The 25,161-nt window shown below is 60.6% G+C and carries 27 protein-coding genes and 2 pseudogenes; 20 read left to right on the top strand and 9 right to left on the bottom strand.

What is annotated here, in order from left to right; genetic code table 11:
* Positions 1-84 precede the first annotated feature (84 nt).
* A pseudogene (gene recD2, locus SALMUC_RS30970) lies at positions 85-2,208 on the top strand (SF1B family DNA helicase RecD2); the annotation flags it as partial.
* Between the two features lie 128 nt (positions 2,209-2,336).
* Here the strand turns inward: recD2 and SALMUC_RS30965 are convergent.
* Positions 2,337-3,722: an IS1182 family transposase gene (locus SALMUC_RS30965; RefSeq protein ID WP_020038357.1), complete on the bottom strand. Its 1,386-nt coding sequence runs from the start codon at positions 3,720-3,722 to the stop codon at positions 2,337-2,339.
* Positions 3,723-4,067: 345 nt separating this feature from the next.
* On the opposite strand from SALMUC_RS30965, the gene SALMUC_RS06985 reads away from it, so the two are divergent.
* The 5 genes from SALMUC_RS06985 (at position 4,068) to SALMUC_RS06965 (ending at position 7,373) form a co-directional block, all read left to right on the top strand.
* Positions 4,068-4,334 (top strand): hypothetical protein, encoded by a 267-nt coding sequence (locus SALMUC_RS06985; RefSeq protein WP_020042389.1) that lies wholly within the window; start codon positions 4,068-4,070, stop codon positions 4,332-4,334.
* Between the two features lie 86 nt (positions 4,335-4,420).
* Entirely contained in the window at positions 4,421-4,996 is a 576-nt protein-coding gene (locus SALMUC_RS28065; RefSeq protein ID WP_021119967.1) for a nucleoside triphosphate pyrophosphohydrolase family protein, read from the top strand.
* Positions 4,997-5,092: 96 nt separating this feature from the next.
* Positions 5,093-5,935: an ATP-grasp domain-containing protein gene (locus tag SALMUC_RS06975; protein WP_020042387.1), complete on the top strand. Its 843-nt coding sequence runs from the start codon at positions 5,093-5,095 to the stop codon at positions 5,933-5,935.
* Between the two features lie 47 nt (positions 5,936-5,982).
* The gene (locus SALMUC_RS06970) at positions 5,983-6,669 is read left to right on the top strand and encodes a hypothetical protein (RefSeq protein ID WP_020042386.1); all 687 of its coding nucleotides are present in this window, start codon (positions 5,983-5,985) and stop codon (positions 6,667-6,669) included.
* Positions 6,670-6,698: 29 nt separating this feature from the next.
* Positions 6,699-7,373, top strand: coding sequence for a hypothetical protein (locus SALMUC_RS06965; protein ID WP_020042385.1), 675 nt, complete (start codon positions 6,699-6,701; stop codon positions 7,371-7,373).
* 43 nt (positions 7,374-7,416) lie between these two features.
* Here SALMUC_RS06965 and SALMUC_RS28060 read toward each other — a convergent pair whose 3' ends face one another.
* On the bottom strand, positions 7,417-9,156 hold the full coding sequence (locus SALMUC_RS28060) for a patatin-like phospholipase family protein (protein ID WP_020042384.1): 1,740 nt from the start codon (positions 9,154-9,156) through the stop codon (positions 7,417-7,419).
* Positions 9,157-9,464: 308 nt separating this feature from the next.
* Between SALMUC_RS28060 and SALMUC_RS06955 the strand changes: the two genes are divergently transcribed.
* The 9 genes and pseudogenes from SALMUC_RS06955 (at position 9,465) to SALMUC_RS06920 (ending at position 16,508) form a co-directional block, all read left to right on the top strand.
* Complete coding sequence (locus tag SALMUC_RS06955) at positions 9,465-10,931, top strand: sensor histidine kinase (protein ID WP_198014515.1); 1,467 nt, start codon at positions 9,465-9,467, stop codon at positions 10,929-10,931.
* Positions 10,928-11,656 (top strand): response regulator transcription factor, encoded by a 729-nt coding sequence (locus SALMUC_RS06950; protein ID WP_020042382.1) that lies wholly within the window; start codon positions 10,928-10,930, stop codon positions 11,654-11,656. The genes SALMUC_RS06955 and SALMUC_RS06950 overlap by 4 nt, the downstream gene beginning before the upstream one ends.
* Before the next feature lie 134 nt (positions 11,657-11,790).
* Positions 11,791-11,928, top strand: a pseudogene (locus SALMUC_RS30960) (thioredoxin-disulfide reductase); the annotation flags it as partial.
* Between the two features lie 51 nt (positions 11,929-11,979).
* On the top strand, positions 11,980-12,666 hold the full coding sequence (locus SALMUC_RS06945) for a hypothetical protein (protein ID WP_156883409.1): 687 nt from the start codon (positions 11,980-11,982) through the stop codon (positions 12,664-12,666).
* Positions 12,663-13,379 (top strand): hypothetical protein, encoded by a 717-nt coding sequence (locus SALMUC_RS06940; RefSeq protein WP_156883408.1) that lies wholly within the window; start codon positions 12,663-12,665, stop codon positions 13,377-13,379. The genes SALMUC_RS06945 and SALMUC_RS06940 overlap by 4 nt, the downstream gene beginning before the upstream one ends.
* A 21-nt stretch (positions 13,380-13,400) precedes the next feature.
* Positions 13,401-14,150 (top strand): hypothetical protein, encoded by a 750-nt coding sequence (locus tag SALMUC_RS06935; protein WP_020042378.1) that lies wholly within the window; start codon positions 13,401-13,403, stop codon positions 14,148-14,150.
* 24 nt (positions 14,151-14,174) lie between these two features.
* The gene (locus SALMUC_RS06930; protein WP_037371310.1) at positions 14,175-14,852 is read left to right on the top strand and encodes a hypothetical protein; all 678 of its coding nucleotides are present in this window, start codon (positions 14,175-14,177) and stop codon (positions 14,850-14,852) included.
* A 78-nt stretch (positions 14,853-14,930) separates the two neighbouring features.
* A complete protein-coding gene (locus SALMUC_RS06925) occupies positions 14,931-16,115 on the top strand; it encodes a M24 family metallopeptidase (RefSeq protein WP_020042376.1) in 1,185 nt (394 codons plus the stop codon).
* A gap of 126 nt (positions 16,116-16,241) precedes the next feature.
* The gene (locus SALMUC_RS06920) at positions 16,242-16,508 is read left to right on the top strand and encodes a hypothetical protein (protein ID WP_021119963.1); all 267 of its coding nucleotides are present in this window, start codon (positions 16,242-16,244) and stop codon (positions 16,506-16,508) included.
* A gap of 13 nt (positions 16,509-16,521) precedes the next feature.
* Here SALMUC_RS06920 and SALMUC_RS06915 read toward each other — a convergent pair whose 3' ends face one another.
* From SALMUC_RS06915 to SALMUC_RS06905, 3 genes are all read right to left on the bottom strand, one after another.
* Entirely contained in the window at positions 16,522-17,037 is a 516-nt protein-coding gene (locus SALMUC_RS06915) for a hypothetical protein (RefSeq protein ID WP_020042374.1), read from the bottom strand.
* A complete protein-coding gene (locus tag SALMUC_RS06910; RefSeq protein ID WP_020042373.1) occupies positions 17,009-17,299 on the bottom strand; it encodes a hypothetical protein in 291 nt (96 codons plus the stop codon). The genes SALMUC_RS06915 and SALMUC_RS06910 overlap by 29 nt, the downstream gene beginning before the upstream one ends.
* 70 nt (positions 17,300-17,369) lie before the next feature.
* On the bottom strand, positions 17,370-17,705 hold the full coding sequence (locus SALMUC_RS06905) for a hypothetical protein (protein ID WP_020042372.1): 336 nt from the start codon (positions 17,703-17,705) through the stop codon (positions 17,370-17,372).
* A 232-nt stretch (positions 17,706-17,937) separates the two neighbouring features.
* Here SALMUC_RS06905 and SALMUC_RS28055 point away from each other — a divergent pair, with 232 nt between their 5' ends.
* The 3 genes from SALMUC_RS28055 (at position 17,938) to SALMUC_RS06890 (ending at position 20,928) form a co-directional block, all read left to right on the top strand.
* The gene (locus SALMUC_RS28055) at positions 17,938-18,660 is read left to right on the top strand and encodes a type IV toxin-antitoxin system AbiEi family antitoxin domain-containing protein (protein WP_020042371.1); all 723 of its coding nucleotides are present in this window, start codon (positions 17,938-17,940) and stop codon (positions 18,658-18,660) included.
* A 48-nt stretch (positions 18,661-18,708) separates the two neighbouring features.
* Positions 18,709-19,806, top strand: coding sequence for a WGR domain-containing protein (locus SALMUC_RS06895; protein ID WP_020042370.1), 1,098 nt, complete (start codon positions 18,709-18,711; stop codon positions 19,804-19,806).
* A gap of 171 nt (positions 19,807-19,977) precedes the next feature.
* Positions 19,978-20,928 carry a nucleotidyl transferase AbiEii/AbiGii toxin family protein gene (locus SALMUC_RS06890; RefSeq protein WP_020042369.1) on the top strand — a complete coding sequence of 317 codons (951 nt, stop codon included), beginning with the start codon at positions 19,978-19,980 and terminating at the stop codon, positions 20,926-20,928.
* 4 nt (positions 20,929-20,932) lie between these two features.
* Here SALMUC_RS06890 and SALMUC_RS06885 read toward each other — a convergent pair whose 3' ends face one another.
* The 3 genes from SALMUC_RS06885 to SALMUC_RS06875 form a co-directional block, all read right to left on the bottom strand.
* Entirely contained in the window at positions 20,933-21,304 is a 372-nt protein-coding gene (locus SALMUC_RS06885; protein ID WP_156883407.1) for a hypothetical protein, read from the bottom strand.
* A 28-nt stretch (positions 21,305-21,332) separates the two neighbouring features.
* Entirely contained in the window at positions 21,333-21,929 is a 597-nt protein-coding gene (locus SALMUC_RS06880; protein WP_020042367.1) for a hypothetical protein, read from the bottom strand.
* A gap of 97 nt (positions 21,930-22,026) precedes the next feature.
* Positions 22,027-22,425 (bottom strand): hypothetical protein, encoded by a 399-nt coding sequence (locus tag SALMUC_RS06875; protein ID WP_020042366.1) that lies wholly within the window; start codon positions 22,423-22,425, stop codon positions 22,027-22,029.
* A 71-nt stretch (positions 22,426-22,496) separates the two neighbouring features.
* Here SALMUC_RS06875 and SALMUC_RS06870 point away from each other — a divergent pair, with 71 nt between their 5' ends.
* Together SALMUC_RS06870 and SALMUC_RS06865 are read left to right on the top strand one after the other, a co-directional pair.
* Positions 22,497-22,856, top strand: a complete 360-nt coding sequence (locus tag SALMUC_RS06870; protein WP_020042365.1) for a hypothetical protein — start codon at positions 22,497-22,499, stop codon at positions 22,854-22,856.
* A gap of 40 nt (positions 22,857-22,896) precedes the next feature.
* A complete protein-coding gene (locus SALMUC_RS06865; RefSeq protein ID WP_281168845.1) occupies positions 22,897-23,469 on the top strand; it encodes a 5' nucleotidase, NT5C type in 573 nt (190 codons plus the stop codon).
* 55 nt (positions 23,470-23,524) lie between these two features.
* On the opposite strand, the gene SALMUC_RS06860 is transcribed toward SALMUC_RS06865, so the two are convergent.
* Positions 23,525-25,084 carry a winged helix-turn-helix domain-containing protein gene (locus SALMUC_RS06860; protein WP_021119955.1) on the bottom strand — a complete coding sequence of 520 codons (1,560 nt, stop codon included), beginning with the start codon at positions 25,082-25,084 and terminating at the stop codon, positions 23,525-23,527.
* Positions 25,085-25,161 lie beyond the last annotated feature (77 nt).

Genomic DNA, 25,161 nt, shown 5'->3' with positions numbered 1-25,161 from the left:
ATGGCGCCGCAGGGCGAAAAGAATAGTTGTCAACATAAAGAATAGCGTGTAGCCTTCTCTGCAGGCGAAGGCGCAGGAGGCACCATGGAACACTATCGCGGGATCATTGAAAAGATCATCTTCCAGAAGAGCGATGGTGGAACCTCATTCTACATCCTTGCTGTTCGATCCCAGGAGAACGGACGGATCTCGGTGAAAGGATCCGCCCCGACACCTCTGCGTGAGGAGATGAAGGTGACTTTCAGCGGCGAGATGTCGGAATACGAAGGGCGCCCGCAGGTCGACGCCATTCGTGTCAGTCCGGACGTCCCCATCACGGCGCGTGGGGCCCGGGGGTGGGTCATGACCGAGCCGGTGGATGATTTCGGCCCCAAGTCCGCACAGAAAGTCATCGACGCCTATCCGGATACCCTTCACGAGGTGCTCACGGACGTCGAGGCCATCGTCTCCGCCGGTATCAGGAAAACGGTCGCCGACGACCTGGCGTCCGCCTGGGGGAGCCTGACGATCCCGAACGACATCCTCGAGATGTTCGGCGTCGAGGGCGTCCCGCATTCAGTCATCAAGAAGATCTTCGACGAGTATGGCGCCAGCCTGACCAAGCAGCTGGAAAGGGACCCTTGGGCCATCGCGCGCCACGTCAGCGGTGTGGGCTTCAAGATGATGGATGCCATTGCCCAGTCGCTGGGCGCCGACATGGAGGCGGACGAGCGCTATCTGGCAATGCTCGATTACGTGATGTCTGCCGAACTCGCGAATGCGGGGCACACGCAGGTCAAACGGGCGTATATCGTGGCCCGGGCGCGCTCTTTGGGTTTCACCGACGGTGAACGGGTCGAAAAGGCCATCGATGCAGCCCTGGGGGAGGGGGGACCCCTCGTTCTGGACACTGAAACCGACCGGATTTCACACCGCACACTGTACCAGGATGAGCAGGCCATCCGGAAAAACATTCAGCGCCTGATGAAGGCGTCCCGGGCCCATGACACGGATCGCGAGGAATACCTTGCCCGCATCAAGAAAGCGGAAGAAGACCTCGGGATCACCCTGGACCAATCGCAACGCGACGCCGCGCTCAAGAGCCTTGAGAATGGGGTGTCGATCATCACGGGCGGACCAGGCACCGGCAAGTCCACGACCCAGGCCGTGATCCTGAAGGCGCTGGGCATGGACAAGGGCGAAACTGTCGATCTGACGGCTCCTACCGGCCGGGCTGCGAAGCGGCTCGGGGAAGCGACCAACAGCGAAGGAATGACCATCCACCGGCTGCTCGCGTACGATCCGATTGAGGGCGGCTTCGTGCACTGCCAGTCCAATCCACTGGAGGCAACCACCATCATCGCGGACGAATATTCCATGGTGGATACCCATATCTGCCGAAGCCTTCTGGACGCGGTAGCTGACCGGGCTCGCGTGATTATCGTGGGGGACGACAATCAGCTGCCGAGCGTGGGCCAGGGGCAGGTTCTCGCCGATCTCATTCGCAGCGAGGTCGTTCCCCTGTCACGCCTGGAAGTGGTCCATCGCCAAGCCGAGCAGAGCGGCATCATCACCGCCGCCCACGCGATCCTCAAAGGCGAGATGCCGGAATTCAACGACCGCGACACATTCTTCTGGGATGCGGACACCACCGAAGCTATCCATGAAAAGATCATCGCGCTTTACGACATGCTCGCAGAGCGCGGCATCGCAGATCCCAACGACATCATGGTTTTGTCTCCGCAGAGGAAGGGTGAGAACGGATCCAACCGACTGAACGAGGTCATCAAGGATCATCTCAACCCGGCCGACCCGGAGGATCCGGACCACACCCTGGTTGCCAATAAGACCGAGTGGAGTGTCGGAGATCGCGTCATGCAGTACAAGAACTGCTACGACAAGGAAGTCTTCAACGGCGAGATCGGGACAATCGTGGCGGTCGCCCCGGGTGTTAAGTCCTCGAACCGGCTCTGGGTCCAGTATCCGGAACGGACCGAAAGCATCGAGTACAAGGACGGGGAATTTCGACAACTTGGCCATGCCTGGGCTTCGACCATCCACAAGGTGCAGGGCTCGGAGGCGCCGGTGACCCTGATCCTGACGACCAAGGCGCACGAGTTCATGCTCGAGCGCTGCCTGGTCTACACCGGTGAAACGCGCCCGAAGGAAGAATGCCATTTTATCGGCCAGAAAGGCGCACTGAAGACGGCCATCGCAAAAACGCGGGCAAGCCTGCGTCGGGCCGGTCTGATGGCCGGACTCCGTGCAGACGCCGGTCTGGAGCCGATTCTGTGGAAAAACACCCGTTCGCAAGCGCAGAATATCGATTGCAGAACACGGGGCGTGCGCCTTTCCTGTCAGGCTTTTCGCGGTTGCTGCGGTGCAGGAAGGATCTTGGCCAGTTTGCGGAGGTTTTGGGCGGTTGCGGCAAGAAGGAATTCGTCATTTGCGCCGCGTGGACCACGTAATCGCAGCCTGTTCAGGCCAAGGATCCGTTTGAGGTGGGCAAAGAGCATCTCGACCTTCTTCCTCAGCTTCATCGAGATCACATACTGCTCGGTTTTGGCGATCTCGCGAGCGACCTCCCGGGCATCTTCATGTTCTTCGCGAGTGATCTTGCGGGCATCCGCATTCGGGCAGCACTTCGCTTTTGATGGGCATGCCTGACAGACCTCTTTCAGCGCCCGATAGCGGGCTGTGCCCTTGCCGGTTGGCCCGCGGTTCGGATCGGAATAGTTCCGGCGGAACTGCTTCAGCTCATGCCCCTCGGGGCAGATGTATTGGTCGTTCTCCGCATCCCATTCAAAGTCGACGCGTGTCCAAGTCCCATCGGATCGTCCGGATTTGTCGAAAACGGGGATATGCGGGGCAATCTTGCGCTCGACCAACCAGCCCAGCATCGGCCCGCTGCCATAGGCCGTGTCCGCGATCAGGCGTTCGGGATGGAGGGCGAACTTGGTCTTCACACGCTCCAGCATGGTCTTGGTCGCACCGACCTCGGCCTGCCGAATGGACCTGGTGGCTTCGACATCTACGATTACGCCATGGTCGGTGTCGATCAGGTAGTTGTCAGAATAGCTGAAGAAAGCCGGACCCTTACGTGCGGCCGTCCACTGGCTGGCCGGGTCGGAATGCGACGTGAACTTCGGCTGCACCTCGCTGGCAGCACCGAACGCTGCCTCGTCCAGAGTCTCAAGATACTCGCGAACGGCCCGCGGGGCATCAGCAGGATCGACCTGCGCCGGATCCCACTCCTCCTTCGGAGTCGAGTTCTGCTTGTTGGCATCGGCTTCGATCAGGCTCGCGTCGATGGCCATGCGCTGTCCGCTGACCAGGCCCTCTTCGATGCACCGCGCGACGGTCGTCTCAAACAGGTGGCGGAGCAGTTCGCTCTCGCGGAAACGACCATGGCGGTTCTTCGAGAAGGTGGAATGGTCCGGAACCCGATCGCTGAGGTCCAAGCGGCAAAACCAGCGATACGCCAGGTTCAGATGGACCTCCTCGCAGAGCCGCCGCTCGGACCGGATACCAAAGCAGTATCCGACCAGGAGCATGCGGATCAGCAATTCGGGATCGACGGAGGGGCGCCCTGTGTGACTGTAGAAATCGGCAAGGTAGGCGCGGATGCTGCTGAGATCGACGAACCGATCAATGGATCGAAGCAGATGATCCCGGGGGACGTGATCTTCCAGCGAGAACTCGTAGAACAGCGCTGGCTGCGCCTCCTGCTTGGATCCCATCATCGCCATTCCTCCCGCCCGTTGGCGGAATTGAATCAGCAAGATGCCCCTCGATCAAGCGCGAGTTTTTCAACAAAATATCCGCACTGCGGACCTCCAGAAAACACCGGTCCCACAGACACGACCGAAGCGCCCGAAAGTCTCGTTGAAGCGGAAGCCCAGCATGGAGATGCAGTCAGGATGACCCGTGTCGCTTGCGTTCCGTTGCTCATTTGATCGAGCAAGGATTGGTCAAGAAATGTCTTGAACAGTCCTTTTCTATCCTATAGTTGGATAGAGGGAGCGGTCGACAGTTCAGAAGGATATGTCGGCCAAATTCGCAAAACGAAAAGTGACGGAAATCCAGCGATGACAACTGTTTCTGCCCGCGGCCTGATCACCAACTTCCGCAATGAGAAGGTCGCAATCGACGAAATCCAACATGCCGAGACCTTCGAGGTCACGTCCGACGGGGCCACCCAGACGACCGATCAGTTCCACGAGGCCGTGGAGATGGTGGCCGACCTCGTACATCATGACGGCCTCAAGATGTCCGACGACACGCCGCGATCCATGATCGAGGCCGTCGAAGAGCAGGTTCGCGACATGGAGCAGGCGCCGGCCATGGCCATGTGAGCGGGCGGACCGGACAACTCTTCAAGAGGGCGCCCTCGCATATGCGCTGGGCGCCTTTTTCTTTCCAATTCAGCCAAGGACCCAGAATGGTATTTATTCAACCTCCGAGCACCCTCTTTGCCATCACCGATCCGGTCTCCAGCGCCGTTGCTGACCGGACGCAGAGACAGGTCGTGCTTGCCACGCTGTCGGAACTCGGAGAACTGGCCGACGAGGTCAACATCGCTTCCGGCTACATTTCCAAGCAACCGGACGAGGATGGCGTGGTAGGGGAGGCCGCCGACGTCATGATTTGCCTGGCCGATCTCGTCTGGAAGAGCTTTCCGGACGAAGACGTTCGGCTGGGTGTGCAGAACCGTATCCGGTCCTATCTGGAGTTGGTTTCCATCCAGCCTGGGGGTTGGGATCTGGTCGAGGCTGGCGTCGCCGGCGTTGCGGAAGTGGTGTCCGACCTGAGCCGCGAATTCAGAACTCTGGGGGCCGACGGACTGAAGGACAAGTCCGGGAAAGTTGCCGCGGCCCTCGATATGTGCGTACACGATCTTCTGGTGGCCGCAAAAACGGAAGATCCGTCGCTTTCTATCGAGCGGTTCCGAGACACCCTTGAACGCAAGTCGGACAAGTGGCTCACCAACTGCAGGCCGGGACGTCCGGTGCCGTGACTGGCATCGGAAATCCTTGAAATGACGGGCAAGAGGGCCTTCCATTTCAAGGATTATTTGGATAGATGCTATCCAACACAGAAGAAAGCAGACACCATGCACATCGTATACCAGGACGAGATCGTCCGCGGGCAACCCGTGGAGGATCTGTGCGCGCAGCGTGGCTGGACGGCGCACCGGCTGGACACCATGCATTTCTCGGACTCGATCCGGGACATTGAACGGACGCTGTTCAAGAGTGCGCTGGGCACGGGCGAGCCGGTCATGTGCTTCACCGCGATCCGGTTGGCGCAGCAGGCGCCGAACCTGAATATCCCGACGATCCAGAGCGGGGTGGTCGCTTCGAGGTTCAAGCTCTCCTGGAGCAACTACGCGGCCCAGTTGCCGAACGATCTCCTGCTCAACCCCTTCGGGATCCTGTTCCCCTGGCAGCACCTGCGGACCGATGACGCTGTTCGCTGCCTGAAATCCTTCTATGGCGATGACGGCGTCTTCATCCGGCCGAACAGCCCCTGGAAACCCTTCGCCGGGTTCCCGACAACCTGGGAGGCCTACGACTACAACATCGACAGCTACGAGAAGCTGGAGAGCATCGAGCCCGGGGAAATCACGGTGATCTTCCCGAAAAAGACGATTTCCAACATCGAGTGGCGGTTCTGGGTGGTCGCCGGAAAGATCGCAACCTGGGCGCCCTATAGCTGGGGTGACATGGAGCCCAGCGCGCAGCGGATGCCGGCCGGCATGACGGAGAAGGTCGAAGAGGTGATCCAGAACCTAGAGTATTACGAGAACAACCTGGTGATCGACATGGTCGAAACCGAGGACGGCGTGAAGCTCGTGGAGCTCAACGGCCTGACGACAGCCGGCTTCTACGAAGGGATGGACGCCGCAGCACTGTTCGATGCGTTGCCAACCATGTTCGGACTCCCGTCCCTTTGAGCTTGCGGCGAACCGGGCACATCCAGCGAAATCACAGGAGACCAGACATGCGGGCAGCACCGCTTCCAGAGATCGACCGCGAGACAGACACCCTGTCCTACTTGGCCACCGACAGGATCACCGGGAAATACGTCACTTTCGGGACTGGTGTAGGCGGCGAGAAGGTTCGCCTCCTGTCCGACGTCCCTGTTCTGATTTCTGACGAAGACCTGGGGTCTCTTCCGGAGGCGGAGACCCGGAGGACAGTGCACCACGAGGACCCGCGCCTGAACGGGACAACCTACATTGCCTGCGACAGCCACGGGCGGATTTATGACAAGGCAACGCAGGCGTTCGGAACCTATGGAGAGGTGCCGGTCAGCTGCCTGTTTTCGGCCGAGGAAGCCAGGGAACTGGAGGCTCAGGACGAGGACTTCCGATCACTTCGGGAAACCGGCGGCGTGTCTGTTCATGCGTTTTCCAGCCTTGTCGGTGAAGTCGAGCTGCAGGCGCGGGACGAGAACGGGGACGCCTATGTGACCACGCTCATTTCCGAGGCCGTGACTGCCGATCTGAGGGTGCAGGTGCGCTACCACGAAACTGACAACGAGTACGACGAGGTCGAGGTCAACGAAGAATTCGAGGTCGACCATGTCACCATGGTCCTGCGCGAGACCGCCGAGTACTTTCCCGGAATGGAGCCGGCCTTCCGTGAGCCGGAACCGGAACGCGCGATTGTGCCAGGATTTGGCTGACCAGAAAATTTCAGGAAGAGGTTTCCACAATGGATATTGCACCCGTCGACACGGCCAAGAAAAGCGAGCTGCTCGCTCCAAGAAACCGGCACGGCGAATACGTTCAGATCGGCCTACCCGGGGAGGAGAAAGCCGCGGAGCCTAGCCCGGACACCCCGCAGGTTCTGACCCGGGACCAGGCAAGGAAGTACGTTCCCAGTCCTGGCGGTTTCTTCTTCGGAGACTACCATGGCGACCCACGCGAGAACGGGCCGACTTTCATCGCGATGTGCGGTGATGGGCATGTCTACAACCCGAGGACGGACGACGTTCAGCTCGACCTGGACACTGACTGTCTGTTCGAGAGCCGGGAAGCTGCCGAGGAGGCGGTGCGGCAATCGAAGGGCCTTCATCTCGTGGATGAGGCCGCCGAAGGAAGCCCGGACGAGGTCGATGTGAGCCACTTTTCCAGCCTGCGGTTCGAGAAAAGCTTCTTCTGGGTCGACGAAAACGACCTGGGCCACCTCTGTGAGCGCCACCAGGCTACGGTCTTCGGTGCGGCCGTATTCGTCGAATATCCTGATTTTGACATCGAAACCCAGGTCCTTACGGAGCGCGGCAACTGCCCGGTCGCAAAGTACCCCGACTACATCGGGCAGATCGCGGAGATCTATCCTGGGATGGAGAAAGTCGAGCCCGAACCAAGCCCGGTACCCGGTCCTTGAAGTGCCGGAGTAAGGTGAGCCTCGCGTGCCGTGACGAAATAGATCAGGCCGCCCTGCCCGCCCGCAGGAGGGCGCTGTCTTGCCCCGTGGCGTGTCTGGTCGCCAGTTCCTTCAACGTCCAGTCGTAGGCTTCGGCGGTGACCTTTTTGTGATTGTCGAAGTTGACCATGGAGGCGCCCGGGAAAGAAGGAGGATTCAGGACCAGGTCACCGGGTTCGGGTCGAATGTCGTAGGTCTGGTGCACCATCATGGTGCGGTAGAGCATGCTGAGGATACCGGGCGCCGAGCGACGCCGCCGTCGCACGGGGAGGAAAGACCGGAGCACGCCAGCACGCCCAGGTAGTTCGTCGTAGTCGATTTTCATGCGTCGCACGCCCGGTCGTCCGAAATGAACCACCACGTTGGGCCCCGCCTTGATCTGTCGCATCACGTCGACCGGCGCGTCGTTCATGATGCTGCCGTCGATCAGCATCATGCCGTCGTCGGTAACGAAGGGCGGAAGGACACATGGAACGGCCGTCGAGGCTCGCACCGCCTGCCACAGCGGCCCCGTCCGGATGACTTCGGTCCGGCGGGCAGAAACGTTGGTCGCGATGGCCGCGTAGGGCTTCCAGCAATCCTCGATCCGCGTGGCGGCGCCGTAGGTGTCTTGCATGGCCCGGTCGAACGTCTTGTGGTCGAGAAGGGAATGGCGCGGCAGGGTGAATTTCTTGAAGCTTCTCTGGCGCACGAAAATATACTCTGTACCCTCGCTGAGCGTTCTGTGGTCTCCGAGGTAGGCCAGTCCGGCCAGCATCGACGAGCCCACGCTCGTTCCCAGCAAGTAGTCGAAACTGATCCCCTCTTCGCCAAGCGCGCGGCAAATCCCGCTGTAGGCCGCGCCCAGTCCGCCACCGCCACCGCCGACGAGGCCCACGGCGCGGCCGGTGATGAAGCGCAGCAGCGCGTCGACGTCGTCGTTGTCCTTCAGGCAGACATGGTGATGCATCGCGGCGGGGATCTTTGCCAGCCATTCGGCGGTGCCGCTCACGACGCCCTGTCGTTCCGGATGAAGCCGCACGAGACGGCGCTGCTCAGACGGGAAGGCCGCGAGCAGCTGGCGCAGGACCGCTTCATCGCGCAGCTCAGCTGCCCGCCCCTCGGTCACGATGATCACCTCGTCGGCATGATCCATCCACGACTGCAGCCGGCGGTAGCCGGGATCGTCGGCTAGGAAGGCAACCTGTCTGCCCTCCGCCGCGCGCGCACCGAGGAAGGACGGAATGTCGGTAGCGTCGTCCTGCGGAACCTCTAAGAGCCGCGTTTCCGTCGAGGCCATGCGATTGCGCAACGCCGACAGGAATGCCACCCGCTGGCCCAAGGCGCAAAGCGGCACGACCAGGACAGAGGGTCTGCGCGCCTGCGGCGCCCCGGCCGTGCGGACCTGACCTGCAAATCCTTCCAACAATGCCGGCGCGAGGCCCGGCACCTCCGCCAGGAGCGCGTCGTGGCTCGGTCGGTCAAGCTCGAACACCTGTGCGGTACGCGTGGCGATCACTGTATCCGGATGAATGCCGCGCGAGAAGAAGGCCTCGGCGTCGATCATTCGGCCTGGTCCGTAGAAAGTCTCACCCGCCCGGAATTGCCCGTGACGCGTGAAAAAGAGCGACTGGGCCGGTGTGCCCGCCTCGGTCAGCACCTCGCCGCGGGCAAGGTCCCTGATCCGCAGCCGGGCCGCAACACGCGACCGGTCCTCGGCCGCGAGCTGCTCCAGCAAGGCCGGCACGGCGGCCTCGCGCGTCATAGCGTCCTGTGCGTCCATGCCTGTTCTCCCCGTTCGGGTTATCCCTGACTACGCGCCATGCCGCGATCCCAGACGCGGAGCAAAGCGCTTGTGGAACACGGGCCCGGACCGGCCTGTCCAGCCGGCTGACACTGGGGCGTATCCGCGCGTCACACGCCTTGGGTACACGCCGGGTCAGGCACCGCTCCACCCACCAATTCTGATCAATTCTGACCAAATCTTCTCTCCATCTCAGGTCCTTGGCAAAAACCACACCACGAAGCCCCAAGACACTTGCGCCCATGCATGCCCTTGCGTCATCAGAAGCCATGCTCGATCTCGAGACACTTCTTCTCGTGCAATTCAGCACGACCACGCTGCAGGCCATCGCATGGCTGCTGATCTGGCTGTCGTGGCGCCAGCTTTACGAGTTGAAGGTGATCGCGGCTGGGTTCACGGCCATCGCGCTAGGCGTGCTGTTGCTTCTCGAACGCGGAACTACACCGATGCCCTTCCACATTGTCTTCGACAACATGACGGTGAAGTTTGGCCTCGTCCTTCTGGCCGAAGGCATGGCGCGCTTTCTGGGCAGGCCCGGTTGCGTGCGCTTTGGGTTGGCCTGCCTAGCGGTCTTCGGGCTGGCATTCAGCGCCGCGCTGACTTGGGCTCCTGCAGACCTGGGCCTGCGCATCCACCTCTCGACCCTCTTCACCACGGTCGTCATGGGCATGATGATCCGCACCCTACTGGGCGAACGGAACCAGCCCCGCTTCGTTCGCTGGATGACCATCGGGATGCTAGGGTTCTACATCACGACGAGCGTCGTGCAGAGTGCCGTCGTCTACATCAGGCCGGCCACCGTTTCGAACGGGCCGATCCTCTCCGACGTCAATGGCTGGTATTTCCTGATGGGGCTGTTTTTCATGAATGGCTTCTTCATATGCCTGCTCATCATGGTCTGCATGCGGCTTTTCATGGACTTGCGCAGCCGAAATACCGCCCTTGCCGAGGAGATCTCTGAGCGGCGCCGGCTGGAACGCGAGCTGTCGACATCGTTGGAGGCCGAGAAGGTAGCGCGCGAGGACCAGCGCCAGCTGACCCGCATGGTCAGCCACGAATTTCGCACGCCGCTGGCCGCGATCCGCTACGCCAGCGAGATCTTGGGAGAGGTGCTGACCGATCCGCCCGAGGCCGTCAGTCGGCGACTGGACAGCATCGGAGACTCGGTTAGCCGGATGACCCTTTTGATTGACCGCTTCCTGGCGACAGAGCGCCTGACCGAGGGGCTCGTGGAGCTCGAGGACCTCGACATGCCGGCAATGTCGACCGAGGTGCAGAAACATTTCGACCGAGTTGGCAAAGGTCACCGGCTGCACTTCACCATGGTCGAGGATGTTCCTGACTATCGCGCCGATGCTGAGATGTTGAGCACCGTCCTGGTCAACCTCGTCGACAATGCTTTGAAATACTCGTCCGGCGAGACGCAGGTCGAGATCGCGGTCTTTACGCGGTCCAACTTGCTCAATATCCGAGTCTCTGACCGGGGGGTCGGGATCCCGCCGCGTGAGCTCGACAACATTGGCCGGCGCTTTTTCCGAGCTTCGAACGTCCGCGGGACGCGGGGCAACGGACTCGGCCTTCATACCTGTTTTCAGCTCGTCGAGTATCACTGCGGAACATTGACCATAGCATCGCGTCCGGGCGGCGGAACGATTGCCAGCGTTCGCCTGCCAGTCGCTGATAGGGAGACCCAGTCGGTAGCCCGAACGCCGCAAATTCAGAAGGCAGGCACATGAACCGTATCGTAGTTGTCGAGGACGAAGAGGTTCTGCGCGGTGACCTCGTGGATTACCTCTCGATGCAGGGCTTCGAGGCGCTTGGCGTTGGTTCGCGCGCGGACCTCGAGGCACTCCTGAAACACGAGCCGCCACCTCAGGTACTGATCCTCGACATCTCCCTTCCCGATGGGGACGGGTTCGACATCGCTCTCGCCGCGCGCGAAACAATTAACTCGGGTATCATCATGCTAACAGCGCATGGCGATACCGAAAGCCGTGTCCGCGGGTTCGAGAGCGGGGCTGACATCTACCTGGTCAAGCACAGCAGCCTGCGCGAGATCGCGGCGGCCGTTCAGAGCCTCCTGCGCCGGATGCACCGCGAAGACGCTCCCGGCCCGGACGCCTGGCTGCACGATCCCGTTGGCTGGGTTTTGACTTCGCCCGAAGGTTTGCAGGTCAGCCTGACGGGCACCGAAAATGCCTTTGTTAGCGCCCTGGTCGAAAGCGCGGGCCAGGCACTGGCGCGAGAAGACCTGGCGCGGTTGGTATCAAACCGGCAGACCCACTTCGATAACCGACACCTCGACGCGGTGGTCAGCCGGTTGCGACGAAAAATTCTCGAGCAGGCCCACTTGGAGGCGCCATTCAAGTCGGTCTATGGGGTCGGTTACACATTCAGTGCTCCCGCGCGGACAGGTTCTGCATCCACGCCCCCGTCCCGGGGGGCTCGGAACGGTCCATGACCTTGGTCCGGTCCTGCGTAAAGGGACCGGACCAAGAATGACGTTTCGGCGAGAAAGGTGCTCATGCCTGCAAGAGTACCTTGTGCACGGATGGATTTCAGTCTCGGTAAGTTGGCGACCTCCAAGCACTCCAGACCGACAGCACGGCGACCTCGATCCCGGGCGTCTTCGCCTCCGGGGACCTGACCGACCACCAGTATCGCCAGGCGATCACCTCGGCCGGCATGGGCTGCATGGCGGCCTTGGAAGCTGAACGTTTCCTGGCGGCCTGACATGCGTCGCTGGAACCAGATCTCATTCAGACAATCTTGGAGGGCAACAACATGCTGAATCCCGCCAAACGGCCCACCGGGTCTCGTGACCTGAGCTACGTCGTGTTTGACGGAGAGGGCATGTACTACCGGGTGAAGACGGGCAAGGACGAGAACACGATCCTGACGACGAAGGTCGGACCCCGCGAGCCGGTTCTGCACGACTTCTCCGACGTTCAGAAACTGATCGGGTCCGAGGACCTGACGTTCGGGCGGCATTACAAGGACAAGCGGCTCAACGGAGAGACCTTCGTCCTGGAAGACCAGGAAGGCCGCTTTTACGATCCGGCTTCCGATTGCTTCGTGCCGACGGTCGACGAGACCTGCGTCATGACCCGGCTCGAGGCCGAGGCTGTTTTCGGTGATCGGTTCAGCGATCTGGATGTGGAAGTGACGCCGTTCTCGAATATCAGGATCGAGGTCTTTCAGATGACCGATGACCCCGATGTCGAAGGAGAACTGGTTCCGGCCGCTTCCGAGGAAGAGGTCAGCAAATTCAACATCATCGTCCGCGTGGACTACATGTCGGGATGTCCCGAGCAGGTCGGGGCGTCCGATGTCATCGAAGCACACGAAGGCCTCGATGCCGACTACTTCAGCATGTACGCGACCTCGGTCAAACAGTCTTACCCTGGCAGTGTTCTGGCGCTGGTGACACCGGAATTGGAGCCCGAAGAAGCGCCGGAGGTCCGTCCGTGATGCACCTCAAATCCCTGTGCTACGTTCCTCGCAACGAGGACGGTGAGTTTGTGGAAATCAGCCTGAAAGCTGTGGAAGATGCTCTCGATTTTCCCGTGTCGAATTTCCCGGATATCCATTCCACTAGGGAAAAGCACGCCGTTCAGAGGTTGGCCCGGATCTTTCATGCCGACCTGGATGTGCATTGGGGACGATACAGGCATGACCCGCGCCTCAACGGAGACACCTTCATTCTGAAAAATGGTGATCGGTTCTTTGATGCGAACCGGGTCGCCTTCACCGACGAGCTCAACGCCGGATGCTTGTTCAACAAATGGGATCTCGAGGCGCTAAGCATGGAAGGCCGTGGCGGTATGCTGCCCGGGCTCGCGCGCATGAGGCCCGAGCTCATGCGTCGAACGCGAGAAGAGGTCTCGGGTCCTGAAATTGTCCAGATGGCTGCGGAAGCGATCCAGGGCTGCCACGAAGTTCTTCACACCCGGCTGACGGCCGAGTTCGCGCTCCGCGAAGGCGGAAGCCATTTCGATGCTGTCGTCAGCGTCGAAGAGATGGGCTTTCAGGGCCGGGGTGCTTCTGTGTGGAAGGTCGAAAGCTACAGGGGCGTCGAGTTGCTCGACTTCGAACATGTCCGTGAGTTCATCGAGCGCGACTACCCGGGCGCGCTGCTCCAGGACGAGGTCTCGACGGATCCCGGCCTGCCGGCACCAAAATAAGAGAGACGAGAGGTTGAGGAAATGAGCTCATCGAAAACAGAACACCGCGTTCCCAGGGATAGCGAGTGGAACTTCCTGAAAATCGACATCGACGGTCAGGGCCAACTCAGGGTCGAACAGTCGAAGAGCCCGGACCTCTGGTCGGATCGCGAGTATCGCCTCCTGGACAAGCTGGGCAAGTTCGCCGAACTGGACGATGTCCTCTGGACGACCCATCACGCGGACCCGACGCTGAATGGAGATACCTATGTGTTGCACGCGGACGGAGGGGGGTACTTCGATATCTCGTTGCTCGCGCCGGTGAAAGAGATCACCCCGGGCTGCCTTCTGAACGCATGGGATCTCGAAGACCCGGACGGCCCCGGCTGGCAAAAGATGCGGAGTGCGCTCCAGAAGAAAAAGGACCGTGCGATCACCGATGAGGACGTGCGGAACGTTGCGGTAGAGTGCCTCCGCTCCGGGGACTGCATGCCGACCCAGTACTCGGCCCTGGAGATCGACGTGATCCACATGGACCCGACACCCGACGGCCCCGACGAAGCCGAGCCGGCCGACGAGATTGGGCCCGACACCGTCTTCCATGCGACGGTGAAGATCACCTATCCGTACACGCTGGAAAACCACACGATTATCGAGGAGATCGAGGACCGGAATCCGGCCGATCTCGCCAACGTGCTGTTTCGGTTCGACTCCCGCTACCCCGGCGCGGAACCTCAGGTGGATATCATGTCATTGGACCCGGACGATGCTCCGGGCGCTCCGGGGCCATGAGACAATTCAGGAGAGAGCTCTTTCATGGCTGATCTGACGATATCAGGGTTCGCGCCGCGCACGCAGGACGGCGAATTCGCTTCGATCAAGGCACATCTGGACCACTCATTCACGGTGGAGACCACGGATCGCCCGGATGTCTGGAGCCAGCGCGAGCAGTTCCTTTTCAGGATGATTATGCAGATGCAAGGACGCGATCCGGAGGTGACATGGTCGCCAATGTACGACAACCGGCTCCTGAACGGGCCGACGTACATCCTGAAAACCGAGACCGGCGGGGTCTATGATCCATCCACTGGATGGACGCCGAAAGAAATCGCCAACGAGTGCATTCTCTTCGGCTGGGAAGTCGATGACCTGAAGGCGAAACTGGGTGACGATCTCGAAGGGCTCACGGTCTGCACGTACTCCAAGCTTGAAGCGGTGGCGCCGCTCTATGCGGCAGTTCCTGGCGAGGAGGACAATTTCGAACCGGCCGACTGCATCGAAGAGGCCGCCACCTTTTCCGTTGGTATTTTGCTTCGCTTCCCAACCACCGACGAGGATGATGTCCTGGTAACCGGGTACGAAGAAAGGGACGTGGGCCTCGACGAAATCGAGGATGTCGTGAACAGTGTCGCTCGGAACTTCCCCGCGGCGGAGATTGACGCCGACCTGTTCGGGGCCCTCGAGACCCTTGGGACGCCCGGTCCGCGCTTCTGATCGTCGGGCGCCTGTCGAAATCCTGTGGAAACTGCGACACTGCACAATCGAGCGACAGACATCAGGCAGGAGATCGACATGCGCACCAAACTCACCGCGTTCCCGGAAGCGGAGTATCGCAGGCGGCTCGAACTGGTCCGGTACGCGATGCACGAGGCTGGCATCGATCTTCTGTACGTCACGAACCCGTCGAACATGAATTGGCTGACCGGCTACGATGGCTGGTCGTTCTACGTTCACCAGGGGGTCCTGATCACTTTCGACGAGGAGCCAATCTGGTGGGGTCGCAAGATGGACGCCAACGGCGCTTTGCTGACCGTGTGGATGTCCGACGATCACGTGGTCGGCTACCCGGACCGTTTCATCCAGAGTTCCCAGATCCACCCGATGCAGGACCTCGCCCAGCACATCCGGGCGCTGGGCCTCGATGGCGGCGTCGTCGGTGTCGAGAAGGAGAACTTCTACTACTCCGCCAAGGCGCACGAAGAACTCCTGAAAATGCTGCCGGATGCCGAGATCAAGGACGCGACCAACATCGTGAACTGGCAGCGTCGCGTGAAATCAGGCGTCGAGATCGACTTCATGCGGCGGGCCGCGCGCATCTCCGAGAAGATCGTCGACGGGTTCATCGAGCGCATCGAGCCCGGCATGGCCAAGAATGACCTGGTTTCGGAGATCTATCGGGATGCCATCGCCGGCGCGGACGGGAACTGGGGCGACTATCCCGCCATCGTGCCCATGCTGCCTTCAGGATCGGACGCCAGCGCGCCGCATCTGACCTGGGACGGTCGTTCCTTCCAGAGCGGGGAGGCGACCTTCCTTGAAACGGCGGGCTGCTACCGCCGTTACCACGTGCCCTTCTGCCGGACAGTGTTCCTGGGGACGCCCCCTGACGAGATGAAGCGCGCAGAGGCAGCACTTCTGGAGGGGCTGGAGAGCGGCATCGACTGGGCCCGCCCCGGCAACCGGGCCTGCGACATCGCAAACGCGCTGGCTGTTCCCCTGGAGCGCGCTGGCATCGAACGCGGGGCACGCTGTGGCTACTCGGTCGGCCTCAGCTACCCGCCGGACTGGGGGGAGCATACGATCAGCCTGAGGCCCGAGGACACCACCGTTCTCGAGCCCGGAATGACCTTCCACTTCATGCCAGGTCTCTGGATGGATGATTGGGGGATGGAGATCACCGAGACCATCCTGATCAACGACGAGGGGGCTGCAGAGCCGTTGGCCAAGCGGTCGCGGGAGATCACCGTGAAGACGTAGGAGGCGTGGCCTTGGCATCTTACTGCCTCGAAAATCGGGTTTGACTTGCCAAGCGTACAATCGGGAAAAGACGAGAGAGAGCAGATGCGGACGAAGTCTATCAAAACCCTGAAAGAGATCTGTGACATGCCGGAGGTGGAAAAGGACAATCTCATTGTGAGTGTCCATTTCATGGTCCGGCGCCCGATCCTGATGAGCGCGACGGATGGCGCCGTGCGGTTAGGGCAGAAGTCGGTCATCCCGGCCTCGATGCTGCGAATGACGGTGGACAAGAAGTCCTTTTACGTCAGTTCGGATCTTCAAAGAGAGGAAGAAGACGGGAGGGCCTTCCTCTTCGAATTCTCAGGAAGCGAAGTCGCCGTCGTCGAGACATTGCGGAAGTCAAAGGCCTGATCGCTGTCTGGCGTCAGCCAGATCCACCGACTGGAGAAAAATCCAGCGGCGCCTCGCCCAGCGCGAAGCAACCGGCCAGTGTCCGACAGAAGTACCTGTTTGCGGCGGCACGAGCTTCCTGTCGGCTCCGGTAGGGGAGGTGGTCGGATTGGACGCCATCCTGTGTTTCCGCACGCCAGAAGAATTCAAAGTTTTGTTCGTCGTCGGTTTCGCCGTGAACACGAAAGAGGCCCATCGGGGTCCGGGCTTCGTTGTCGCGCCAGACCAGCTTGGGACGACGGAGACCGCCAGGCTCGTCCACCCGCTCCTGAAGGGCCGCATTGGCCTTTCCCTGGTGAACCACTTCTACGGCCTCCATTGCCAGCGCGAGTGTGTGCCAGTCTTGTGTCAGGTGGACGCCGTCCACCTGGACGGAAAAGCGGCCTTCCGACGATTTTCGGATCTCGGCAGCCATCGGAACCATTCTACCGAAGCCGACCAGCACGCCGTGTTCGGAAAAGTCACCGAACGGATCGTCGGGCAGGCACATCTTTCAGCGCACCGAGAAGTGCGCCGATGAGCATGGTCTTTTGCCGAGCCTCGTCGGGCATCTCCCAATCGGGATCCCCGAAGTTGTAACCGAGGGCGTTCAGGATCGCATGACAGCGATGCTTCCAGCTGGGCTGGGTTTCTGAAGCAGCCTGAAGCGCGTTCTCGATGCTTTCCTCGAGCTCCGAGATCCGCGTGTCAGAGATACTTTCCGAGGCGTGACCTTCCACGGGCGATGCCGACTGGGCATGCTTCTTGGGCATTCTTTTCTCCTGATGATGAGAAAGAATAGCCGATTCAGTGTGTGGCAACAAGAACAGATAAGCGAATTGTTCAGGGGGTCATGCCAGTCGAAGGTGGGCTGATCTCCTCTTCGAAGGCATCCATGAACTGATCGGCTTCACGTACCTTGGCCACGACCGCAATCGCATGGCGCCGGAACATCTTGACCGTGTCCGGGGTCGCAACCCGCGTGCAGTGATGGGCCTTCTTCAGCGTGTCTTCTGCCTGGCCCAGGAGCTTTTCCGCTTTGGAACGATGCCCGGATTCGCAGTGATCCGCACCAAGTTCTGCCAAGTTCTCAAGGCGAGACTGATGGCTGGATACCTGATCATCGAGCTTTGAAAGCTCGTTCCTCATTCGTTTCTTCAATTCCATTCTCTTCGACATGACGCTCCTCCGCCTGATGTGCTATGCGCCGGGGCTGCTCCCCAGTGGCTAATGTGTTTTTGTCAAAATGAGCATGTTTTGGAAAAGTTGAATACCTGCTTTCAGAGGTAGTCGTTTTCTTTCCTGGGGAATGATAGGGCAGGTTGCGCGGATGACGCGGGGCCCGAATTATTCTTGTCTTCCTTGCTGTCCACGTATTATCTTTGATGCAGGCCGATAAGGAGAATGTAGAATGGGCCCTCAGATGCGCCGGGGTATCGAACTCATGAGCGATGGACAAGTATACAGCGCTCGGGAACTTGAAGACATGGGGATCAGCCGCAGGGTCATGCGGCGTCTTCGAGAGGGCGGACATATCCACTCCATGGTTCGGGGTCACTACTTCGTTGACGAAATCCATGCAAAGAGCTCTGTGCCTGCGGAGATCGAGGAGCGTGAATACATTCTGGAAGAGCTTGCGAAAGCTTGCGTCCTGGGCGGACCGGAAGCCGCGATCTGCCTCTATTCGGCGGCCCAGTGGCATGACATGAGCATCGACATCGGTGTTCCCGAGGTCCAGGTGGGGGTTCCTCACGCCCGCGGCGCAAGCAGGTTTGAGAACGAACCCGTCCAGTTTATCCGGTGGCGCCAGGAGGAATCCCTGGAAATCGGCGTAGAAACGGTGGCGAGCTTCAAGGGCGTCGACGTTCGGATGACGAACAGGGAGCGAACACTCGTGGATCTCCTGCGGTACAGCCCCTTGAATGGCGGAAACGATCAAACCCTGATGATTGATGAGGAATCCGTGACGGAAGCCGTATCCATGTATTTTGGGCAGGAAGGCAGCAGCCCTGCGAAGCTGATTTCCATGGCAGCGAAGTTCGGGCAGGCCGAGCAATTCGATCTGATCATCAAGAGCCGCCAGAAAAACTTTGGGTTCACCGATCAGGAGCAACCGGCGGCGTTTTGTCCTTGAAGCGGGCGCGCCCCCAATCTATTCTGTAGGGGCAACAGGGAGTGTTTCATGGAAGAGAAATCCATCGCGTTGTTCCTCACCGAAGGCAGTTCGGACAAGGAGTACCGGGTCCAGCTCGTTCAGGACGGTGACGGGTGGCGCGTCTTCGCGCAAAACGGGCGCCGCGGCAAGGCGCTGAAGAATGCCGAAAAGACCAAGGAGGCGATCAGCTACGATTCTGCCGTCAAGCTCTACGACAAGACCGTGGCCTCCAAGACCCGGAAGGGATACACCGAAGACGTGACGGGAGCCGCATTTGCCGGCGGTGAGAATGCCGGCCGCAAGACGGCGTTCCGGCCCATGCTGCTGACGGCGATCTCCCACGAAGAAGCCTCCGGTCTGGACGGAGAGTGGCTGGCGCAGCAGAAACACGATGGCGAACGCCGCGGCGTAATTGCCGGTCCCGACGGAATCCACTTTGCGAACCGCAACGGCCTCGAGGTCGGTGTTCGTCAACCCGTGATGGACGACGTGCAGGCCCTGTTCCTGGATCTTCCGGAGGGCTTCGTCCTCGACGCCGAAGACATGGGCGATCACCTGGTCGTCTTCGACGTCGTCGAGCATCCCCAGGTGGAGAAAGGGGTCTCGACTTTCAGGGTGCGGTCCAACGTTCTTGCGGGTCTGCAGAGCACCGCGCAGCAACTCGGCCTGACGGCTGTGAAATTCGATGTTCCCGTTCCGGCCGCCGAGTTCTTCCGGGATCGGGAACCCAGGATGCGGGACGCGGGTGCCGAGGGCTACGTCCTGCGCCCTGCAGACAGCGTCTACGCGGAGGGCCGGCAGCCTGTGGCTTTCAAGATGAAGTACATCGAGAGCTGTACGGCCCGGGTGAAGGCGCGCAACGGCGAGAAGTCCTCCGTGCGCCTCGAGATGCTGGATGGTGACGACTGGATCGAGGTCGGCAACGTGACCATTCCGCAGGGCGTGGAGCAGTTCCCGGAGGCCGGTCAGCTGATCGAGGTCGAGTACCTCTACGCCTACGAGGGCGGATCGCTTTACCAGCCGGTCTTCAAGGGGCCCAGGACGGACGTCGACGACGAAGCCTGCCGGCTGGGGACGCTGAAGTTCAAGCGCGAGGCGGATGCGGCAGCCGCGCCGGCCATGTGATCTCTTTTCCGGGGCCCGATGCTGGGCCCCGGTGTATCCCGGGCATTGGGTTTGGGGAAAATTGTTCCGTGACAGGATCCTGATTCTTAGGACGCCTTTCTGTCTTCCAATCCATCAGACATGCGTCTTGCATGCCCGCGGACACCTTCTGAGGAAATTCAGGGGGTTCCCATGGGTAAGGTCAACAGTAACCTGGGCATGTCTCGCTATGACAAGCTCAAGAACACAGCCAAGAAAGATGGTCGGTTCATACCGGCGGTAATTGAGCAATACGCTTACACGGGCTTCCTGCGCCGGCTGGCGCAGTCCGAATGGAGCGATTTCTTCGCTTTGAAGGGTGGGATGATGATGATCCCGATCACCGGCAACGTTTCCCGGCCAACGCAGGACGTCGATCTGCATGGTGCCAAGGAACTCAGCCTGGAGGAGTTGAAATCCGCCCTGCGGGATATCTCTGCTGTCGATCTTGGAGAAAATGATGATGGCGTTACGTTCGACATCGAAAATATCAATCCGGACAAGGATCGGACCGATGGCGAGATGATCTCGGGTGCGAAGGTCTCTTTCGATGCATGGGTCGGCAAGGGGAAGGCTCGCGTGCGCATCGATGTGGGCTACGAGAACGCCATCACTCCCGAGCTGAAGACCGTGAATTTCCCCGGTCAGCTGAAGGAGGAGGGTGACGTCGAACTGGAGATGTACCCTATCGAGACGTCGATCTCGGAGAAGTTTCGCGCCATGGTCTACTACGGGAGGTCCAACAGCAGACTGAAGGATTTCTTCGATATCCAGACGTTCCGGACCCTGTCCGACTTCGACGCGGACATCGTCGCGACCGCCCTCGAGCGGTCCTGCGCCAAATTCGGGTTCTCGATGCCGCCCCTGGATGAAATCCCTGCTCTCGACACGGATCCTGAAAATGCCGAGAATTTCAGGAAGCAATGGCAGGTGTTCATCAACAAGAACAAGCTGGATGCCACCAGCTTCGAACAGTGCCAGCTCGAAATCAGGGAGTTCCTGGCTCCGGTGGTCGACTACATGAATGACGAGGGCCCCAACCCCGGGCGCTGGGATCCGGATACAGGATGGGAGATCGAAAACCAGTACGCACTGGCCATGTGAGAAATCAGGGCCTCGGCGGGGCCGGCTCCGGCGCATCGGTGAGTTGGATGTACCGCAGATCCCGGCCCTCCAGGTGGGCTGCCACCAGATGATGGTTCCCGTCGATGATGCGGTCGTCTTCCAGGATGACGACGCGGTCTTCGTCGAAGTTCTCGCGCTTGAACGCGATGAGCTCGTGCTGCCAGTCCTCGGCAAGTGCCTCCATGGCCTCGACCACCGTCAGATCTCCCAGGGCCGTCTTCACCGTGGTGATCTGGCCTGCCGGCATCGTGCGAACCTCGAAATCGAACTCCAGGGCGTCGTCGCTCACTGCGTGGAAGAGCATCTCTTCGTCGTCATCGAGGTCGCGCATGTCGTAAAGATCGGTCAGTCTCATGCGAAGCATATGGAGACCGGCCTGCATCTCAGTCATCGGCGATACTCAGGCCGGCCGCCTGGAACATCTGCAGCATGCGACCGACCTCCGTTGCCGCGAGCGTTGTCGTCAGGTTGGCCTGGATCTCGAGCGCCATGTCGCGGAAGGTCAGGATCCGGATCGGGTTCCCGTCCAGCGCGTCGATGAACGGTTGGTAGCTTTCCCAGGCGGCCCGGTCACCACGAACCTTCGCGACAGCCGTGACATAGGTGAACGTTCCGGTCCCTGTCGCGTCCAAGATCGTCTGCATGAACGCTTCCGACCATTTGGGCGAGGTCAGCTCCCGGAAGGCCTGCCACGCCTTTCGACCGCGCAACGTCTTGTCCTGTTCGATGGCCGTGATCTCGGACGCAGGATGGAAACCGCTTTGCCAGCTCTTGCAGCTCACGACCATCACCTTGTCGGGCCCATCGAGTGTCGGGTGGTAGCCCACCACGTCGATGTCTGAGTGGTTGGAGTCCTTGTTCGAGACAAAATCAGGATGATCGCGCCGCGGCAGGAATTTCAGATTGTGCTGCACGAAATACCCGCGGTGGATCAGGTATTCCTCGACGATCTGTTCGAGGATGTCTTCCTTCGTCGCCATCTTCCCTCCGACATGATCCCGCCGCCATGGTGCAAGCTTGCAATGGCATTGGCAACGCGTCCCTCAGCGGGCGAGTTGACCGCCGGCCCGACCCGTTTCACGGAGACGGCGGCTCCAAGGCAGGCTCAACACGAAGAACCCTGATGGCGCCGGGCGGGATCGTTCCGCGGTAGATCAGCTCATAGTCGGCGTCGCTGCGGCCAAGATGTGCGCACATGGCTTCGTCCAGGTCGACTTCGAGAAGGGCAATGTCCTGGTCATCCGGTAAGGCGTCACCAAGCCAGTTAACGATGGCATCCTCGGCCGTTTGCAGGTCCGGGAAAAGATAGACGCCTTCCTCGTCGTTGCCTGCACTGGTGCGCTCACCGCGCCGCGCGGTGAGGCCAATCTCCCGGATCGAGTCGAGATTGTCGGAGATCGTGACATGGATGAAGGGCGTGGTCACTGGAAGGGTGGCGCCCATCTGTTCTTCGCTCTGTTCCGGAGTACGTGACATGGGAAGGCCCTCCGGTTGCATACACAGAATAGATAAAGTATAGATACGAAAAAGGCCGAAAGAATACTCAGGTGAAGATGTTCATGTGTCCAAGTCAGGACAAAGTGGAAGACGTATCGGACTGGGCAGACCCCGTCTGGGAAAGGAATACCCAGCTCATGCTCGAGATGTTCCTTGGCGTGCGGCTCAAGCGGTCCTTCGCGGCCTACATCGGGCATCGGGACGATCCCGACGAGATGCGTGACCTGAGACAACAGGCTTTGAAAGAGGACGTCGTTGCGGCCATGGCGCCTGACGCCCTCACGCGGTGTCAGGCCGAGCGCCTCTACGACAGCGTGCGCCGGTCCGGAAGCCGGTCCGTGTACGAGATCGTATCCACGTACCAGGCGCGAGCAAAACAGATACAGGAAATCTTGAAGGGAGATGCCTGATGGCAAAAATTCTATTCGATTGTGACGACGTCCTGCTCAACTGGGCGCTGGGCTTGCGCAACTACCTCAGGAAGACACGGGGGTTGAGACCAACGGGCCGCGGCCGTGCAACTGGGATCTCGGGGCATGGACGGGCATGGAGAATGCTGCGATCCAGGACATGATCGCGGAGTTCAACGAACGCTCGTCGGACTTCGGCTTTCTCGAGCCAATCGAAGGCGCTCAAGAAGCGGTCCGACAGTTTGTCGATGACGGGCATGAACTGATCGTGGTGACCTCCTGTTCGGAGGATCCTGTTTGCATCGCGCGTCGCGAGCAGAACCTGCTCGACGTGTTCGACGATGTATTCGAGGAGATCCACTGCCTTTCGCGTGGCATCAGCAAACTCGATACGCTGTCTCGGTTCCCGGCGTCGATCTGGGTGGAGGACAACTACAAGAATGCCCTGGCAGGGCTTGAAGCCGGCCACAAGCCGATGCTGCTGGAGTATCCGCACAACGCCGATTTCAAGGCGGAATCTCCTGATGAGATCACTTGGAGCGAGGGGTGGAAAGATCTGCTTCCCAAGATGCAGGAGACTCTGCGAGACGAGCCGAGGCTCACCGTTCACTGAGTTGAACGATGGGAAATGCCGGCCCAGGATCACAGTGCCGACTTTCGGGGGGCCGTCAGGCAGGCATCTCCGCTTCGGCCAACCGCGCCAGCCAGGAATGAAGTCGTGCCGGGACCATGTCGGTTGCCTGCTTAGCGCGGCGTTCACGGGCCACACTCCAATCCGGGTTCTTTGCCTTGACCCGCATCAGCGCTGCGCGCGCGGCCACCCTGTTTCCGAGCTCGGCATGGGCCACGGCGGCGAGCTTGAGGTGGTCGGTCGTGTCCTTGGGCGCAGCGGCAAGAGACGCCAGTGCCTTGTCCGGCGCGCCCATCTGCCAATATGTGCGCGCCTTCTGGTAGGCCAGCTCACCGACACCCAACGGGTTGATCCGCTCCGCAGCCGCTAACACCTCCAGCGCTCGTCGGGTCCGGCCTAAGCCGAGCAAAGGGCTGACCATTCCGGACAGGACCAGCGTGGAGGATGGGTTCAACCGGGCGGCGTGTTCAAGGGCGGACAACGCGCGGTCCATCTCGTTCCTACCCGACAGCGTCCGGGCAAGCGCATAGTAGGCGAGGTAGTTCTCCTGGTTCAGAGTGACCGCCCGGACGGCAAGCTCGTCGGCCCGGCAACTTGCAGCCTGAAGGTCGCCTCCCATCCACCCGGACTCGATCCCCACCCGCAGGGCGAGCGCCTGGCCGAGATGACCCCAGGGCGAGTCGGGGTAGCGGTCAAGCGCAATGTCCTGCTCGTGAATATTGCGATGAAAGGCCTCTTGTGTGGGATAACTCAGCATCCGGCTGCGTGCCGCGTTCTCGATCAGCATCGCGCTGAGCTCGCCGCGATCCATGCGAGCCTCGGCACGGCCGATGATCTTCGCCCCGACGACGTTGGCGACCAGGCGCCCAATCGACCGGACCACCTGCATGAATTCGCTCAGGTCGAAATCCATTTCGTCCACCCAGAGGCACTCCGCCGCCTCGGCGACGACAAGGCGCAGACCGACGCGGGCGCGGTGGCCGTCGCTGCACAGCGTACCGGTAACCAGGTAATCCGCCCGCAGCTGAGTCCCGAAATCCGTTAGTGTCACACGTGTCAGCACGACCATCTCGGGATGGCGGGCCAGGTCAGTGATGATCGCCTCGGCCAATGAGGTCCGGAGTGCAGCGGAGGGGTAGCCGCAGATACCCAAGTCCGCGAACGGCAGGACAGCAATGACCGGCGCAACATCCTGCTGCGGATCCGGCCCCTTGGCGACCGTTTCCTCCCACGAGGTGGCGATGCGCGCAGAAGGCGCGTCCTTACGGAGCGGGGCGGCCAGCCTATAGCCTACGCGCGGGACGGTTTCGATGATCCGCTTGCTGCGGTCACCCAGCGCCCGGCGGATGTCGGCGATGGTTTGGGCAATCGTGTCGTCCGAAGTTGAGCGCGTCTTCCACACGGCCTCGACCAAGGCCTGGCGGCTGACGACCTCGCCCTTGTACTGGAGCAGAAAGATCAGGACCTCGCGGGACATATGGCGCAGCTGGACCTCCTGACCTCCAGCGTCCCGCAGGCGCCCTGTCTGTCGGTCAACCATCATCGGCCCGAGCCGGATTTCAGAAGATTTCATGGCATTTCGTTTGAGAATTCGCATCGCCACCGCCTTTGCTCAAACCATAACATACCGCGGTCCACCGGCGAAGCCGCACGATCTTGGGACCCGGCGAACCA

The organism is Salipiger mucosus DSM 16094, from assembly GCF_000442255.1.
Taxonomy (GTDB): domain Bacteria; phylum Pseudomonadota; class Alphaproteobacteria; order Rhodobacterales; family Rhodobacteraceae; genus Salipiger; species Salipiger mucosus.
This window is presented reverse-complemented; position numbering and strand designations above follow the sequence as displayed.